General features: G+C 36.4%; 17 protein-coding genes. 7 read left to right on the forward strand and 10 right to left on the reverse strand.

Annotated features, from left to right (window positions below; translation table 11 throughout):
• Positions 1–4 precede the first annotated feature (4 nt).
• The 3 genes from secG (at position 5) to groL (ending at position 2466) form a co-directional block, all read left to right on the forward strand.
• A complete protein-coding gene (gene secG, locus SBO79_RS00810; RefSeq protein WP_318641151.1) occupies positions 5–355 on the forward strand; it encodes a preprotein translocase subunit SecG in 351 nt (116 codons plus the stop codon).
• Between the two features lie 158 nt (positions 356–513).
• Complete coding sequence (locus SBO79_RS00815; protein ID WP_318641152.1) at positions 514–789, forward strand: co-chaperone GroES; 276 nt, start codon at positions 514–516, stop codon at positions 787–789.
• A gap of 51 nt (positions 790–840) precedes the next feature.
• Positions 841–2466, forward strand: coding sequence for a chaperonin GroEL (groL, locus tag SBO79_RS00820; RefSeq protein WP_318641153.1), 1626 nt, complete (start codon positions 841–843; stop codon positions 2464–2466).
• Between the two features lie 831 nt (positions 2467–3297).
• Here the strand turns inward: groL and SBO79_RS00825 are convergent.
• The 6 genes from SBO79_RS00825 to xrtF form a co-directional block, all read right to left on the reverse strand.
• The gene (locus SBO79_RS00825) at positions 3298–3993 is read right to left on the reverse strand and encodes a DedA family protein (RefSeq protein ID WP_318641154.1); all 696 of its coding nucleotides are present in this window, start codon (positions 3991–3993) and stop codon (positions 3298–3300) included.
• Positions 3994–4188: 195 nt separating this feature from the next.
• A complete protein-coding gene (locus tag SBO79_RS00830) occupies positions 4189–4542 on the reverse strand; it encodes a heavy-metal-associated domain-containing protein (RefSeq protein WP_318641155.1) in 354 nt (117 codons plus the stop codon).
• A 24-nt stretch (positions 4543–4566) separates the two neighbouring features.
• A complete protein-coding gene (locus tag SBO79_RS00835) occupies positions 4567–6588 on the reverse strand; it encodes a TonB-dependent receptor plug domain-containing protein (protein ID WP_318641156.1) in 2022 nt (673 codons plus the stop codon).
• 82 nt (positions 6589–6670) lie between these two features.
• Entirely contained in the window at positions 6671–7081 is a 411-nt protein-coding gene (locus SBO79_RS00840; RefSeq protein ID WP_318641157.1) for an HYC_CC_PP family protein, read from the reverse strand.
• Positions 7082–7135: 54 nt separating this feature from the next.
• Positions 7136–7600, reverse strand: coding sequence for an exosortase F system-associated membrane protein (locus SBO79_RS00845; protein WP_318641158.1), 465 nt, complete (start codon positions 7598–7600; stop codon positions 7136–7138).
• On the reverse strand, positions 7584–8132 hold the full coding sequence (xrtF, locus tag SBO79_RS00850) for an exosortase family protein XrtF (RefSeq protein ID WP_318641159.1): 549 nt from the start codon (positions 8130–8132) through the stop codon (positions 7584–7586). The genes SBO79_RS00845 and xrtF overlap by 17 nt, the downstream gene beginning before the upstream one ends.
• Positions 8133–8203: 71 nt before the next feature.
• Here xrtF and SBO79_RS00855 point away from each other — a divergent pair, with 71 nt between their 5' ends.
• From SBO79_RS00855 to SBO79_RS00870, 4 genes are all read left to right on the forward strand, one after another.
• The gene (locus tag SBO79_RS00855) at positions 8204–8668 is read left to right on the forward strand and encodes an XrtF-associated fRMsr-like GAF protein (RefSeq protein ID WP_318641160.1); all 465 of its coding nucleotides are present in this window, start codon (positions 8204–8206) and stop codon (positions 8666–8668) included.
• A gap of 103 nt (positions 8669–8771) precedes the next feature.
• On the forward strand, positions 8772–9038 hold the full coding sequence (gene rpsO / locus SBO79_RS00860) for a 30S ribosomal protein S15 (protein ID WP_318641161.1): 267 nt from the start codon (positions 8772–8774) through the stop codon (positions 9036–9038).
• Positions 9039–9180: 142 nt separating this feature from the next.
• On the forward strand, positions 9181–11367 hold the full coding sequence (locus SBO79_RS00865; RefSeq protein WP_318641162.1) for a polyribonucleotide nucleotidyltransferase: 2187 nt from the start codon (positions 9181–9183) through the stop codon (positions 11365–11367).
• A 214-nt stretch (positions 11368–11581) separates the two neighbouring features.
• Entirely contained in the window at positions 11582–12208 is a 627-nt protein-coding gene (locus SBO79_RS00870) for a hypothetical protein (protein WP_318641163.1), read from the forward strand.
• 86 nt (positions 12209–12294) lie between these two features.
• Here the strand turns inward: SBO79_RS00870 and SBO79_RS00875 are convergent, their stop codons facing one another.
• Genes SBO79_RS00875 through SBO79_RS00890 form a run of 4 tightly spaced genes read right to left on the reverse strand, consistent with a single transcriptional unit; the run spans position 12295 to position 15043 of the window.
• A complete protein-coding gene (locus SBO79_RS00875; RefSeq protein WP_318641164.1) occupies positions 12295–12870 on the reverse strand; it encodes a TMEM175 family protein in 576 nt (191 codons plus the stop codon).
• Complete coding sequence (locus SBO79_RS00880) at positions 12867–13760, reverse strand: pirin family protein (protein ID WP_318641165.1); 894 nt, start codon at positions 13758–13760, stop codon at positions 12867–12869. Before SBO79_RS00880 ends, SBO79_RS00875 begins: the two co-directional genes overlap by 4 nt.
• 36 nt (positions 13761–13796) lie before the next feature.
• The gene (locus SBO79_RS00885; RefSeq protein WP_318641166.1) at positions 13797–14084 is read right to left on the reverse strand and encodes a GNAT family N-acetyltransferase; all 288 of its coding nucleotides are present in this window, start codon (positions 14082–14084) and stop codon (positions 13797–13799) included.
• A 47-nt stretch (positions 14085–14131) separates the two neighbouring features.
• A complete protein-coding gene (locus SBO79_RS00890) occupies positions 14132–15043 on the reverse strand; it encodes a DUF5996 family protein (protein ID WP_318641167.1) in 912 nt (303 codons plus the stop codon).
• Positions 15044–15112 lie beyond the last annotated feature (69 nt).

Genomic DNA, 15112 nt, shown 5'->3' on the forward strand with positions numbered 1-15112 from the left:
CCAAATGAGTACATTTACAATCTTTTTAGTTTTAATAACTATTGTTTGCTTTCTATTAATCGTCGTAATAATGGTTCAAAACCCAAAAGGTGGTGGTCTTTCTTCAACAATTGGTGGAAGTCAGCAAATGGGTGGGGTACAGAAAACGACCGATTTCTTGGACAAAAGTACTTGGGCGCTTGCAACTATGTTGATCGTTTTGATTCTGATGTCAAGTTTAAGCTTTACAGGTGCGATGGGAACTAGCGAGTCGAAAATTATTGACCAAACCTCATCTTCTACTCCAGCTACGGCTCCAATTACAACTCCTGCGCCAGCGACTCCGGTTGCGCCAGTTGAGGTTCCTCAAAACTAGATAATAAGTAGCATTTGCTACTCTTCATACTATAATGTCAGCATCCTTGGTGCTGGCATTTTTTTATGCTGTAAATTTGGCAGATTATAGCCTATGGCACAATTTCTGAAAAGCTTAGAATACACTTAATAAATTAATTAAAAAACTAAATAACTATTATGGCACTAACTATTAAACCACTTTCGGATAGAGTATTGATCGAGCCAGCTGCTGCTGAAACTAAGACAGCATCAGGGATTTTTATTCCAGATACTGCAAAAGAAAAGCCACAGCGTGGAACTGTTGTTGCGGTTGGAAAAGGAACAAAAGAATACGAAATGACTGTAAAAGTAGGTGACGCAGTTTTGTACGGTAAGTATGCTGGTACCGAATTAAAACTTGACGGTAAAGATTACCTAATTATGAAGGAAGAAGACATCTTTGCAATCGTTTAAGAAAACATTTAATAGTAAAATTTATTTATAAAAATTTAATCAAAACATAAAATGGCGAAGGATATAAAATTTGATTTAGAAGCACGTGACGGATTAAAACGCGGCGTAGATGCATTAGCAAATGCCGTAAAAGTAACATTAGGACCAAAAGGTCGTAACGTAATCATCGGGAAATCTTTTGGCGCTCCAACCGTAACCAAAGATGGGGTAACAGTGGCAAAGGAAATAGAATTGCAGGATCCATTAGAAAATATGGGTGCTCAGATGGTTAAGGAAGTAGCTTCAAAAACCAATGATTTAGCTGGAGATGGTACAACCACCGCAACTGTTTTGGCACAAGCCATCGTAAAAGAAGGATTAAGAAACGTTGCTGCTGGAGCAAATCCAATGGACCTAAAACGTGGAATTGACAAAGCAGTTGAAGCAATAGTAGCTGATCTTGCTAAACAAACTCAAATTGTAGGAAGCGACAGCGAAAAAATCAAACAAATTGCATCTATCTCTGCAAATAATGACGAAGTAATTGGTGAGCTAATCGCTAATGCTTTTGCAAAAGTTGGAAAAGAAGGTGTAATTACTGTAGAGGAAGCAAAAGGAACAGAAACTTACGTGGATGTTGTAGAAGGAATGCAGTTTGACAGAGGATATTTGTCTCCATACTTCGTAACAAATCCTGATAAAATGGAAACCGAATTAGAGTCTCCTTATATCTTATTGTACGATAAAAAAGTGTCGTCTCTTAAAGAATTATTGCCAGTACTTGAGCCTCTTGCTCAATCTGGAAAACCCCTTTTGATTATCGCAGAAGATGTAGATGGTGAAGCACTTTCTACTCTAGTGGTAAACAAATTGCGTGGAGCACTTAAAATCGCAGCCGTAAAAGCTCCAGGTTTTGGTGACCGTCGTAAAGCTTTGCTAGAAGATATCGCGATCCTTACAGGTGGTACGGTAATTTCTGAAGAGCGTGGTTACACACTTGAAAATACAACTCTTGAAATGTTGGGTACTGCAAAACGCGTAACTATCGATAAGGACAATACTACAATTGTGAGCGGTGCTGGTGAGGCAGATATGATAAAGAATCGTGTTTCTCAAATCAAAACGCAAATTGAAACTACAACGTCAGATTACGACAAAGAAAAGTTGCAAGAACGTCTTGCAAAGCTTGCTGGTGGTGTAGCTGTACTTTATGTAGGTGCTGCTTCTGAGGTTGAAATGAAAGAGAAAAAAGACCGTGTAGATGATGCGCTTCACGCAACTCGTGCAGCTGTAGAGGAAGGTATTGTTGCCGGTGGTGGTGTTGCATTGTTGAGAGCAAAAGCTTCTCTAAGCACTATCGTTGCCTCTCATCCAGATGAGTTAACGGGAATCCAAATCGTGGCTCGCGCTATCGAGTCGCCACTTCGTACGATTGTTGAAAATGCGGGTCTTGAAGGATCAGTAGTTGTTGCAAAAGTTGCCGAAGGTACTGGAAATTTTGGTTATAATGCCAAAACTGATGAGTATGTAGATATGCTTGAAGCAGGAATTATCGACCCTAAGAAAGTAACGAGAGTTGCTCTAGAAAATGCTGCTTCGGTTGCGGGGATGATCCTGACTACAGAGTGTGCATTGGTTGACATTAAAGAAGAAAATAACTCGAACCCAATGGGTGGCGGTATGCCGGGAATGATGTAATTCTCAAATAATTTTTATAGAAAGTGCTCGAAGCTGTATGGTTTCGGGCATTTTTTTTTGGCTTACGCCGAAGGCATTCGTGTGCGATAGAAATAGATTATTTCAGAGGAATTGGCGTTTAACGCACCAAAGAAAGGCATCTTCGGTTGAAGCTATATGGATAACATTCAGTTTAAAACTTTGAGGTACGCTTGCAATTACCAGTTTTGAGCTCATTATTATGGGGCTTTCGCCGAAAGCATTCTTGTGCGATAGAAATAGATTATTTCAGAGGAAATTGCCGTTGAATTCACCATAGGAGGGCACTCATCTTCGGTTGAAACTATAAGGATGACATTCAGTTTAAATCTTTGCAGAACGCTTGCAATTACTGATTTCGAGCTCATTATTATTTGGCTTTCGCCGAAGGCATTCTTGTGGATAGAAATAGATTATTTCCAAACAAAATCTCGCTGAACTCAATAAAAAGGCACTCAACTTCGGTTGAAGGCATAAGGGTTACATTCAGTTATATCTTTGCGGAACGCTTGCAATTACTGGTTTCGAGCTCATTAGTATTGGGCTTTCGCCGAAAGCATTCGTGCTAAATAGAGATAGAATATTTCAAAACAAAATCTCGCTGAACTCAATAAAAAGGCACTCATCTTCGGTTGAAGGCATAAGGGTTACATTCAGTTTAAATATTGAGGTATGCTTGCAATTACTAGTTTAGAGCTCAATTATTAGTCAAAATGCAATTAATAAAGTAGCTAAATCATCTCGAAATTGAAAAGCAAAAAAAAATCTGAAGCTTTCACTTCAGATTATCAATTCTATATTTTTATAAAACAACTACTCCTCTACTTCTTCTTCCGAAGTTGTTTTTGATTTCCTAGCAAACTTCACAATTACTGGAACAGTTGTAAGTAATACAAGTGTTAAGACAATAAGTTCAATGTGTTGTTTTAGATCTATACCGTAAGATTCTAACAAATAACCTGAAAGATAATGTCCCGCAAAAATTAAACTGAAAGACCACAAAAAAGAGCTGATGATATTATAGAACATAAATTTCTTTTTTTCCATCATCACTATCCCCGCAACAATCGGTGCGAAGGTTCTAAAGATTGGTAGGAATCGTGCAAAGATTATTGCTCTTCCCCCGTGGTTGTCAAAAAATTCTTTAGACTGCACTAGGTATTTTTTCTTAAACCAGAATGTATCTTCTTTGTTATATAAATAATAACCACTTTTACTTCCAAACCAATAACCACAGATATTGCCGATTATTCCCGCGACTGCAACCAAACTAGCCAAAATAGTTACATTGGCAAAATCACTTGAAATATTCATAAAAGACCCTACTAACTCATTGCTGTAAATACCAGCCAAAAACAGCAAACTATCTCCAGGAAGGAAAAATCCAGCAAACAAACCAGTCTCCGCAAATACAATAAAAAGAACAATGTAAATACCCATCTTGACATTGTTGACCTCAAAATTGATGTAGAATAAAGGGTCAATTAAATCTTTCCAGTTGAAATCCATTTATTGGTGATATTGGGTTGTTTTGCGCGTGAAAGTAGCAATAAAATAATGTAAAGGCAATATAAAAAGTAACTTTAATCAATAATTAACTCGTTGTAGTTTCTCACTTGTGTGCGAAAATACAGTGTAAAAAAACACCCACAATCCCTATATCTTAGACTTTGTGAGTGCTTTTATTATAACGGTATTTCTAACTTATTCTTGCGCTTTCCTATCATATTTACAACAGTGGTGCAAATTTTCATAAACTTCATCTGATGCAAATACATCGTCAGAATCATGACCAATTCCAGCTACTTTTGCCTTAACCTCAGCTACAGAACCTTTTTGCTCATTTAGAATAAGATGCAAATTATGTGTCTCAATATCCCAAACTGCCGATTTTACCCCCGGAGCGCTATAAGCTGCTTTTTCAATTCTCTTTTTGCAATCGTCGCAATTTCCATTGATTTCGATATCATGTTTTGCATTTTTATTTTTCTTCTCTTGTGCATTTGCCGTGATAGAAACTATTAGAAACATCACAAGCATCATTAGTAAATTCTTCATTTTATACCTTTTATTAATTTTTAATTATTTTATTTTAAAACGTAATCCTGCGTAATACATTTGGCCAAATACTGGCGCGTAGACAATTGAGCTATCAAAATATGTTCCAAAAGGCGCATCGCTTCCCAATATAGGATTTGCTTGCTTGTAATTTCCGATGTTTTCCCCTCCTACATAAATTTCGAAAGTAGAACTAAATGTCCTAGTTATCTGTGCATTTACTAGAGAATAAGACGGAGAGTTTTCAGGCAGTCGATACTCCACCGGATTTGTAGCTGTAAATGGTAATTTCTGTTCACCATTCCAATTGTAGGTTACATCAAATTTCCATTGCTGTCCTTTGTCCAAAATATGGGTTTGAAAACCTAGATTGGCAAAAAAACGATGTTCAGCTTGCAACGGTTGTTGCATTTTGCCACTTGTATAATCTGTGCTAATGTCATAGAATTTGTAGGCGGTACGCAAATCCAAATGTTTAATGATTTCCAAATTGAATTCAGCCTGAAAACTATTCGCGTAAGCGCTACCTTCGAGATCATAAAAAGCTACTTGCTGTGGACTTTGATATAAATCCGTTACCACTTTATTTTGAAAATCTGTTCGATAGAAATCGAAAACTACTTCGGCACTTTTTGTAAATAAATTGAATTTCTGCATAAACGAAATTCCATAATTCCAAGCAATTTCAGGATTCAGCCCGTAGATATCGCCATTGTTGTTTTGAATATCAAAACTTCTTGAACTCGCCAATAACTGCTGATTTTCGGCAAATATATTGGCAGCTCTTTTACCTCTACCTGCAGATACGCGTAAAACCGCTTGATCCCAAGGATTGTATCGTACGTGCAAGCGCGGCGTCAAGAAAAACCCTAATCTGTTGTGACCATCAGCGCGAAGACCAGCAACAAAGCTAAAGTCGTCAGCATTATCATAAGTATATTCAAAAAAAGCACCTAGCGAATTATCAATTCGACTTAAGTCTAAATTTGAAAAGTATTCTGAATATTCGTCGTAAGTGAAATTAACTCCAACAGCAAACTTATTCATTGTATTACTGATAATTGAATTCAGAATCAGATTCGAATAAAAGCTATTTTGCTTGATGTCATAAGTACGCAGTCCGAAATATGATTCTTGATTGTGCGTATTGTAGGCGGTTTGAAATCCTATGCTTTGATACGGCATATCTGGAAAAACATAACCAAGTTTGGCCGAAACATCCAACCTTTCGGTATTGATTTCTGCTCCCCAAAAATTTGTTGTTCCACGGTCGCGATCCTTGTTAAAATCCAACTGCCCCATTTGTTTTTCATCGTCCATATATCGGAGATTTATAAAACTTACCCAACCTTTTTGAGCATCGACGTACTGCCAGCGATTTAAAAAATTGATTTGTTTTGAAAGTGGATTGTCAAGAAATCCATCATCGTTCATATCGTTTTTTGATACTCTCGTATTTCCGTGAAGTAAAAGTGATGTTGCCCATTTCTCGGATAATTTATGAGTGAGATGTGTATTTACTTCAAATCGCGCATCAGATGAGCCGTAAACATTTAAATAAAACGGAATGTCATCCATTGGCTTTAAAAGTTCGGTATTAATCTGTCCCGAAATACTTTCGAAACCGTTGACCACGCTTCCCGCACCTTTGGTAATCTGAATACTTTCGACCCAAGTGCCCGGCGTAAAAGAAAGTCCATAAGCTTGTGATGCTCCGCGAACCGAAGGAACATTTTCTTCAGAAATTAATAGATAAGGACTTGTAAGACCTAGCATTTTTATTTGCTTAGTTCCGGTGATTGCATCGGCATAATTAACATCGATAGCAGGATTGGTTTCAAAACTTTCGGCAAGATTGCAACAAGCGGCTTTTAGTAATTCTTTGGAACTTAGTGTGGCGGAATTTCCTGTAACACTGTAGGATTTTCGGATACTTTTTGCAGATCCTCGAACGATCACCTCGCCCAAAGTATCTTTTGTTACTTGTGCAAAGAAATTGGTAGCAAACAGCAAAAGTGCTGCAACTACTATATGTTTTTTAAACATTATAAAATAAATTTCAAGTTATTAATCAATAATTGTTACCTCACTGCATAACAAGGAGGTTCTGATCAAAAAACTAGAAATTTCAGGCGTAGAGAATATTTTGGCTATATAAGATATAAAATGGTGGCCCGTTGCTACAAATTTGCACTGGCAACTCAGCTCTTATAAGTTGTGTCTGCGATTCAATCTTCGGAAGAAAACTAAAACTTGCAGCTAGAAACGGCGTAAAAAACGAATACGTGAAGGTTTTAACAACAGTATCTGTTGAGGCGTCTTTTAGCGAAAGCGATACATTATGACAACATGATTCTTTGCTAACACAACATTCTTTTTCAGCAGGTACTTCGGGCATTTCGCAAACTACTTCATCAGAAAAAACACTGCTTATGGCTGCGATTTGATCTTTGCAGAAATGAACACTAAATGAAAATCCACTGCTATAAATTAATAACAGTAGCGCTAGGAAGACCGAAGTGGGTTTGAGCGTTTTCATTTAATTACATTCCAATAGTTTCTATTCTTTTGCAAATGTACTGAAAAACAAGGTTTAAATAGCGTCCGAATCTTCTGGCTTTTTATTAACATATTCTTGAAAGAGAAAACCGGGAATAAAGAGTAAGATAAAAATGGGCTGTATTAAAAATCTTCGAACATAGAAAATCAGCATTTTATCTGGATTTTCATATGATAGTGCAAAAAGCAAAATGGAAATTAGAACTATAAAAAACACAAAGTATAAAACTGCCGTAAACTTGATCATCCCCTTGTCCCTAAAAATAGCATACAATAAAGCGAGCGAAAGAACTGTATTTATAATATATCTGAAACTGATGTTAGCAAATAGCATTTGATAGTTCACTTCTGGCAAATTCATTTGCATATAGCTCGACTTAAAGTAAGCTAGTAGCGGATCATAAAAAAGTTCTGATTCAAACAATCTAACCAATGCCAACCCTATGATTAGCGCAAAGGCAACTGCAATTCGACCGACCTTATTACTTTTTGTGAGCATAAACTGAAAATTTGTTAACCCAAATTACCCATAGAATAAAAACGACCCCATAAATAACTAGCGGAAATAATGTACCGTGCAGAAAATCCTGATACTGCGGATAATGGTATAGAGCTTGCGCCAAAAGAGCGATTCGAACAATATTTAAAAGATGTATTATTAAAATTCCTCCAAACAGAAAGAGAAGCGTATGCTTAAGTTTCCCTTTGAACGCTACTACAAATGCTACAAAGAGAATCATAACACTTACAGCATTACAACCTTCAACAATGCGAGCCACAGATTTGCCGTTAATATAAAATCGATGACTTGCTTCAGACTCGTGCGCTGCTGTTGCAGCATCTACTCCAAAAAATTGAAGTAATTCTCTAGTCTGATCTGAGACTATAGTTGTGATACCATCAGGCTCAAAAATCTTTTCGTCAAATTGTTCTAAATAAAATCCATAAATCCAGGATAATAAAATGTAGATCAGAAAAAATTTTGCGACAAAAGTTAGGAATGGCTTGTATTTAATAAAGTAAGTTTTCAAGAGTAACTTTTTTAACAAATCTATGGAAATATTGCATTTAAAAATAAATACTTTTGTAAAAAGACAAAATTATGACCTTTGAAGAGCTAAAACCAAAAGTAAATGACATTATCACCGAAACTGAAAGTTTACGAGAAGAAAAACTGAAGAAAATCTGTCATTTACTTCGTGACAATATTGATTATTATGACTGGGTAGGATTCTACTTCGTCAATGGAGACAAGCCCGAACTAATCTTAGGACCTTTTGCTGGAGAAGACACTGATCATAAAGTAATTCCGTTTGGCAAAGGTATTTGTGGACAAGTTGCAGTAAGCAATGAAACATTTATAGTTGCAGATGTTGCAGCACAAGATAATTACATTTCCTGCAATATGAACGTGAAATCAGAAATTGTGGTTCCATTATTTGTAGATGACAAAAATATCGGTCAAATTGATATCGATTCAAATATCATCGATGCTTTTAATGAAGAAGACGAGGACTTTTTGACCTATGTGAATTTTGAAATTGCCAAATTGTATAAAATTCAATAGGTTAATGGTATTTGGAATAGTTTTATTTTAAAATTAATTCTACCTTTGCCGGGCGTGTATAAAAACTATATACCTACATAATAATCATTTAAAGAATATTTGCATGTACTTGACTAAAGAAGTAAAAGAAGAAATCTTCGCTAAACACGGAGAAGCAAAAAACACAGGAAAATCAGAAGCTCAAATTGCTTTGTTTACTTTCCGTATCAACCACCTTACGGAGCACTTGAAAAAGAACCGTCATGACTACAACACTGAGCGTTCTCTAGTGAAACTGGTAGGTAAAAGAAGATCGTTACTAGATTATCTTAAAAATTCTGAGATCAACAGATACAGAGAGATTATCAAAGTATTGGGTATTAGAAAATAATCCAACAGATAAGAGGTGCCTACGCGCCTCTTTTCATTTTTATAATATTACTAAAAAGTTTGGTTTTTCATTGGGTTTTAGAGCATTAACTACGCAACAACAACACAACTAAAACCCATGTTTAATCAATAAGAGAATTAATATGATTCCACAATTATTTGTAGAAAGCATCGATTTAGGTGATGGCAGAAGCATCACAATCGAGACAGGTCGTTTAGCTAAACAAGCTGACGGATCTGTAGTAGTAAGAATTGGAAAAACTGTCATTTTAGGTACAGTTGTTTCCTCAAGAAAAGCAAGTCCAGGTATCGACTTTTTACCATTGACGGTAGATTACAGAGAAAAATTTGCTGCAGCAGGTCGTTTCCCAGGCGGTTTTTTCAAAAGAGAAGCTCGTCCAAGTGACAACGAAGTATTAACAATGAGATTAGTTGACCGTGTATTACGTCCACTTTTCCCAGATGATTATCACGCTGAAGTTCAGGTTATGATTCAGTTGATGTCTCATGACGATGATGTAATGCCAGATGCATTAGCAGGTTTAGCAGCTTCGGCAGCTCTTGCTTTGTCTGACATTCCTTTTGAAACTTTAATTTCTGAAGCTAGAGTTGGAAGAGTTGATGGAAAGTTCATCATCAATCCATCTCGTGCACAATTAGAAGAATCTGACATCGATATGATGATTGGAGCTTCTATGGATTCTATCGCAATGGTAGAAGGTGAAATGAAAGAAATTTCAGAAGCTGAAATGTTAGAAGCAATTAAATTTGCTCACGAACATATCAAAAATCAAATTTCTGCTCAATTGCGTTTGCAAGCTGCTTTTGGTAAAAAAGAAGTTCGTACGTATGAAGGCGAAAGAGAAGATGAAGCTATTTACGCTAAAGTAAAAGCAGCATCTTATGATAAAATTTACGCCATTGCTAGCAAAGGTTCGGCAAAACACGAACGTTCGGCTGCATTTGACGAAGTAAAAGAAGAAGTAAAAGCCTTATTTACAGAAGAAGAATTGGCTACAGATGGAGATTTAGTTTCTAAATACTTCAAGAAAGTCAATAAAGAAGCTGTTCGTAATGTAACTTTAGATTTAGGAACACGTCTAGACGGAAGAAAGACTACTGAAATTAGAGATATCTGGTGTGAAGTAGATTATTTACCATCTGTTCACGGTTCGGCTTTGTTTACACGTGGAGAAACTCAAGCTTTGGCTACAGCAACTTTAGGAACATCTAGAGAAGCTAACCAAATTGATTCACCTTCACAACAAGGAGAAGAAAAATTCTATTTGCACTATAATTTCCCACCATTTTCTACAGGAGAAGCTCGTCCACTAAGAGGAACTTCAAGAAGAGAAGTTGGTCACGGAAACTTGGCTCAAAGAGCGTTGAAAAATATGATTCCTGCTGATTGTCCTTATACAATTCGTGTTGTTTCAGAAGTATTAGAATCTAACGGTTCGTCTTCAATGGCAACAGTTTGTGCTGGAACATTATCATTAATGGATGCTGGTATTCAATTGATTCGTCCAGTTTCTGGAATCGCGATGGGATTGATATCTGACGGAGATCGTTTTGCTGTTTTATCTGATATTTTAGGTGATGAAGATCATTTAGGAGATATGGATTTCAAAGTAACTGGAACTTCTGAAGGAATTACAGCATGTCAGATGGACATCAAAATTGATGGATTGAAATACGAAATCATGGAGCAAGCATTAGCTCAAGCTCGTGATGGACGTTTGCATATTTTGGAGAAATTAGTGGCAACACTAGCTCAACCAAATGCAGATGTAAAAGCACACTCTCCAAAAATCATTACAAGAAGAATTCCAAATGCATTTATTGGAGCTTTGATTGGACCTGGTGGAAAAGTGATTCAAGAATTACAAAAAGCTACTGGAACTACAATTGTTATTAATGAAGATCCGGTTACCGAAGAAGGAATTATTGAAATTTTAGGAACTGATCCAGCTGGAATCGAAGCAGTATTAGCAAAAATCAAATCAATTACTTTCAAACCTCAAATGGGCGAAGCTTATGACGTAAAAGTTATAAAAATGCTTGATTTTGGTGCAGTAGTTGAGTATCTTGCGGCACCAGGAAACGAAGTTTTACTTCACGTATCTGAATTGGCATGGGAACGTACTGAAAATGTGACTGATGTTGTGAATATGGGAGATTTGTTCCAAGTGAAATACTTAGGACTTGATCCAAAAACTAGAAAGGAAAAAGTATCGAAGAAAGCTTTGATGCAAAGACCTGCTAGAGACGAAAATGCTCCAAGAGAAGAAAGAGCGCCGCGTCCAGAAAGACGTGACGACCGAAAATAAGATTAATACTATAATAGGTTTAATTCAACTAAAACCCCATTTCATTTATTTGAAGTGGGGTTTTTAAGTTTATAACTTTTCCAAAGTAAATTCTTTAAAATCTCAGGATAATTTTTAGCTTTAAATACCACAGTTGAACTAGAATAAATCTCTTCAAAAGATTGCTAAATGAAATCGTCAAGAATTCTTATATTTGAATTCACCTTATTAGAATATGATTTCAAAAGAATTAAAAAAAGCAATACAGGAACTTCCAAGTGCAGAGAAAGACAAATTGATATTTCGTCTATTACGAAAAGACAATGATCTTGCAAAAAGATTGCATTTTGAATTGGTTGATATTGAAACTGTAGATGACAAGAGACTTGCCTTCGAAAATCTAATGATTGAAAAAATAAGGTCTTATTCTCAGCGATTTTATTCCGTGGGTTACTTACTCCAAGACACCAGATATATGAGTGGTGATATTAGTCACCACGTGAAAATTACCAAAGATAAATTTGGAGAAATAAGTCTAAACATCAAGATGCTCATTGAAGTCTTAAAACACAACAACGAAAGAATTCAGAATGAAAAATATTCAAAGTCATATACTTTGTGTATCTACATCATTGCACGTGCCTTTAAAATACTGCTATTGATTAATGCTATTGATGATGATTACTTTATCGAACTTAAGGAAGATTTGAGCTTGCTTGGTCAGCTAATTGGACAAAATCATTCGTTGATGAAAACGGCGATACATCACGGATTAGATGTCAATTGGTTAATCTCGAGGGAAATTCCAAATGACATTAATGCCATTCATAAAGAATTGAAACACAACGGATATTTGAAATAATACAATTATTTTATACTGAAGTGCATCTAAATAATAAAGCCTAGAAATATCACACTCTAGGCTTTAGTTTTAAAAAAGATGAGGAATTAATCCTTCAAGGCCTTTTCGATTCTCGGATCGGGCACTATCCACATCAGTGCTACTCCTAAGTAAATGAGCAAACTGATAATTGGAAAGATAAAGGAAACTGCCATTCCCAAAGTATATAAAAAAAGTGAAAGATTCATTCTTTTATCTGTGCTATAAACTCTTCCAATACTTGATGCCTCACCTTCATTTTGCACGACGCAATAAATTACAATTCGAAAAGCTATAGCAGCCATCAATAAAACCGCGCCATAAAGTGCAGTAGGATTAGCTTCAAAATGATTTTTCCCCATCCAACCGGTGACAAATGGAAAGAATGAGAGCCAAAATAGAAGATTTAGATTCGCCCAAAGGATTTTTCCGTTGACCAACTTTACCGCTTGAAAAAGATGGTGATGGTTGTTCCAATAAATTCCCACATAAACAAAACTTAACAAATACGTCAGAAAAACCGGTAAGACCGGCCTTAATGCCGCAAAACCCGAGCCTTCTGGTGCTTTTAATTCTAATACCATTATAGTAATGATAATCGCCAAAACGCCATCGCTAAAGGCTTCTAGTCGGCCAGTTTTCATAATCTGCGTGGTTTTGGCAGAGGCACATATTCTTGATCATCCCCAACAACTTTAGGAAAAGCCTCTAAGTTTTGATTCTCCCAATTTATTTTTGCTTTTTCTATTACCTCTTTATCTGAATGAACAAAATTCCAATGGATAAAGCGCTCCTCTTCAAACGGAATTCCTCCAAAAATGTAAATTGCACTGTTTTCTTCTATTTCAAAAGAGCAAAGTTTGGTGTCTTTGGCGACCAAAATTTGCTTGTTCCCATAATTATGACCGTCAGCATTGATGCTACCGTCTAAAATATAAAGTGCGCTTTCGCCATAAAGATCTTCTCCAACTGTAATTTGCTGCTTAGTAGTGCTTTTTATTTCGATAAAATACAAGTCACTGTGTACTGGAACTGGTGAAGATTTGCCAAAAGCCTTTCCTGCAATCAATTTAAATGATGCTCCTTGCTCTTGCCATTGCGGAATATCTTTTTCTTCGATATGCGTAAAACTAGGTTCGGAATCTTCCAAATGTTTTGGCAACGCCACCCATATTTGCAGTCCATGCAAGGTTTTGTCGCCATTGCGCAAATATTCAGGTGTTCTTTCTGAATGTACAACTCCCTTGCCCGCAGTCATCCAATTCACCGCTCCTGGCTTAATTTCTAAATCGGAACCAAGGCTGTCTTTGTGCTGAATTGAGCCTTCAAAAAGATAGGTTAAAGTAGATAAACCAATGTGCGGATGAGGCGGCACATCAAGATGTTCATCTTTGGTCATCGCAGCTGGCCCCATGTGATCTATAAATGAAAAAGGACCTACTGAACGTTTCTGCCTAAATGGCAAAAGTCTGCCCACCATAAAGTTTCCAATATCGGCGGCGCGTTCTTCTATTATCAATTCGGTATTTGACATATTTTAGTATTCTTTAAAAATTTTAAAATTCTATAATTACGCTAACACATCTTGCAAACTCGGATCTCTATCGATGGTTTTTTTAGCATACGGACAAAGTGGAATAATTTTGAGATCGTTTTTTCTAGCGAAATCTATTCCTGCCAAGACAAGTTGCTTGGCGTATCCTTTTCCTCCATAAGCTTCGTCAACTCCAGTATGATCGATAATAAATTTTTCTTCGCCAGCCCAAGTAAAGGTCATTTCGCCCGCCTCTTTATCATCTTCATAAATCACAAAACGTCCTTTTTTTCCGTTATCTTCTTTTTCAATTTTTGTGCTCATCGTATTATTATTTATAATTTTTAATTGTTGTAAACTACTTTCAAATGTTATCCTTTTGGAACTTCTAAATCTTTAATATCCCAACCTGCCAATTTAGCTCCAGCTTGATAACTACTTTCTAGGAAATCTAAAATATCTTTTTGAGGATTTTTACCGTCTTTAATATCTTTATAAAGCAGCAATGCCATTGGACTTCCATTAGAATCTACCCACTTTGCACTGCTTGGCTCTAAAGGTTCTTGATCGATATTTTTTGGCGACGGATACGTATACGAATAAAAAGCTGGCTCTTTGATGGTATCGTCACCAAACCAGAATCCGAAACTAATTACCTCGTGCGAGTAAGCTTCTAATTCTACTTGCGAAGTAGTATTCATTTCTGGGCCTCTTTTTCCCGAGAAGCGTGTTACCACTAGATCAAGATGGTGCCAATAAATCTGCACTGGACAAGTTTTGCTAAAAGATCTTCCCTTAAATTCTTTGAGAATCACATCTACTTCTCGTAGAATTTTCCACGCGTTGTGCACGGCAGCTTTGTCGTAGCTGTGATGAATGTGGCATTTATCAAACGGAATTGCATCAGACAAATCATACGGTTCGGATAGGATATCAAAATCAATATTTAATTCTGCGAAAATGTCCTTCAAATTATTATAAAAGTCCGCAACCGAAAGACCATCGACAAGATCAAAGTAAAGACGTTCGCCTCCGCTAGTAGTCACATTTAGTTGATGGTCGATAAAATCAAAATTTACGATAAAAGTAAAATCGCGATTCGGGATAGGTCGCGTAGTGCTTCCAACGGTATCAACGTACAAAGTGATGTGCCACCAATGATTTTGCTTTGGCATCAATGACATTCGCAGTTTTCCAACTATTTGCAAATAACGGTGTAGCGTTTCTTTTGTTTTAATCCATTCGTGCAATGGAAGATCTGGGAATAGAGTCTGATCAGCCATGATGTGTTTTTTTTGTTGAAAATTATTTTGAATTCGAAACATCTTTATAAATTTCCAAAATCGAATTTT

The sequence above is a fragment of the Flavobacterium ardleyense genome, assembly GCF_033547075.1.
Taxonomy (GTDB): Bacteria; Bacteroidota; Bacteroidia; order Flavobacteriales; family Flavobacteriaceae; genus Flavobacterium; species Flavobacterium ardleyense_A.

Coding starts and splice junctions, on each gene's coding strand:
- secG (WP_318641151.1), top strand. CDS start 5: ATGAGTACATTTACAATCTTTTTAGTTTTAATAACTATTGTTTGCTTT.
- SBO79_RS00815 (WP_318641152.1), top strand. CDS start 514: ATGGCACTAACTATTAAACCACTTTCGGATAGAGTATTGATCGAGCCA.
- groL (WP_318641153.1), top strand. CDS start 841: ATGGCGAAGGATATAAAATTTGATTTAGAAGCACGTGACGGATTAAAA.
- SBO79_RS00825 (WP_318641154.1), bottom strand. CDS start 3,993: ATGGATTTCAACTGGAAAGATTTAATTGACCCTTTATTCTACATCAAT.
- SBO79_RS00830 (WP_318641155.1), bottom strand. CDS start 4,542: ATGAAGAATTTACTAATGATGCTTGTGATGTTTCTAATAGTTTCTATC.
- SBO79_RS00835 (WP_318641156.1), bottom strand. CDS start 6,588: ATGTTTAAAAAACATATAGTAGTTGCAGCACTTTTGCTGTTTGCTACC.
- SBO79_RS00840 (WP_318641157.1), bottom strand. CDS start 7,081: ATGAAAACGCTCAAACCCACTTCGGTCTTCCTAGCGCTACTGTTATTA.
- SBO79_RS00845 (WP_318641158.1), bottom strand. CDS start 7,600: ATGCTCACAAAAAGTAATAAGGTCGGTCGAATTGCAGTTGCCTTTGCG.
- SBO79_RS00855 (WP_318641160.1), top strand. CDS start 8,204: ATGACCTTTGAAGAGCTAAAACCAAAAGTAAATGACATTATCACCGAA.
- rpsO (WP_318641161.1), top strand. CDS start 8,772: ATGTACTTGACTAAAGAAGTAAAAGAAGAAATCTTCGCTAAACACGGA.
- SBO79_RS00865 (WP_318641162.1), top strand. CDS start 9,181: ATGATTCCACAATTATTTGTAGAAAGCATCGATTTAGGTGATGGCAGA.
- SBO79_RS00870 (WP_318641163.1), top strand. CDS start 11,582: ATGATTTCAAAAGAATTAAAAAAAGCAATACAGGAACTTCCAAGTGCA.
- SBO79_RS00875 (WP_318641164.1), bottom strand. CDS start 12,870: ATGAAAACTGGCCGACTAGAAGCCTTTAGCGATGGCGTTTTGGCGATT.
- SBO79_RS00880 (WP_318641165.1), bottom strand. CDS start 13,760: ATGTCAAATACCGAATTGATAATAGAAGAACGCGCCGCCGATATTGGA.
- SBO79_RS00885 (WP_318641166.1), bottom strand. CDS start 14,084: ATGAGCACAAAAATTGAAAAAGAAGATAACGGAAAAAAAGGACGTTTT.
- SBO79_RS00890 (WP_318641167.1), bottom strand. CDS start 15,043: ATGGCTGATCAGACTCTATTCCCAGATCTTCCATTGCACGAATGGATT.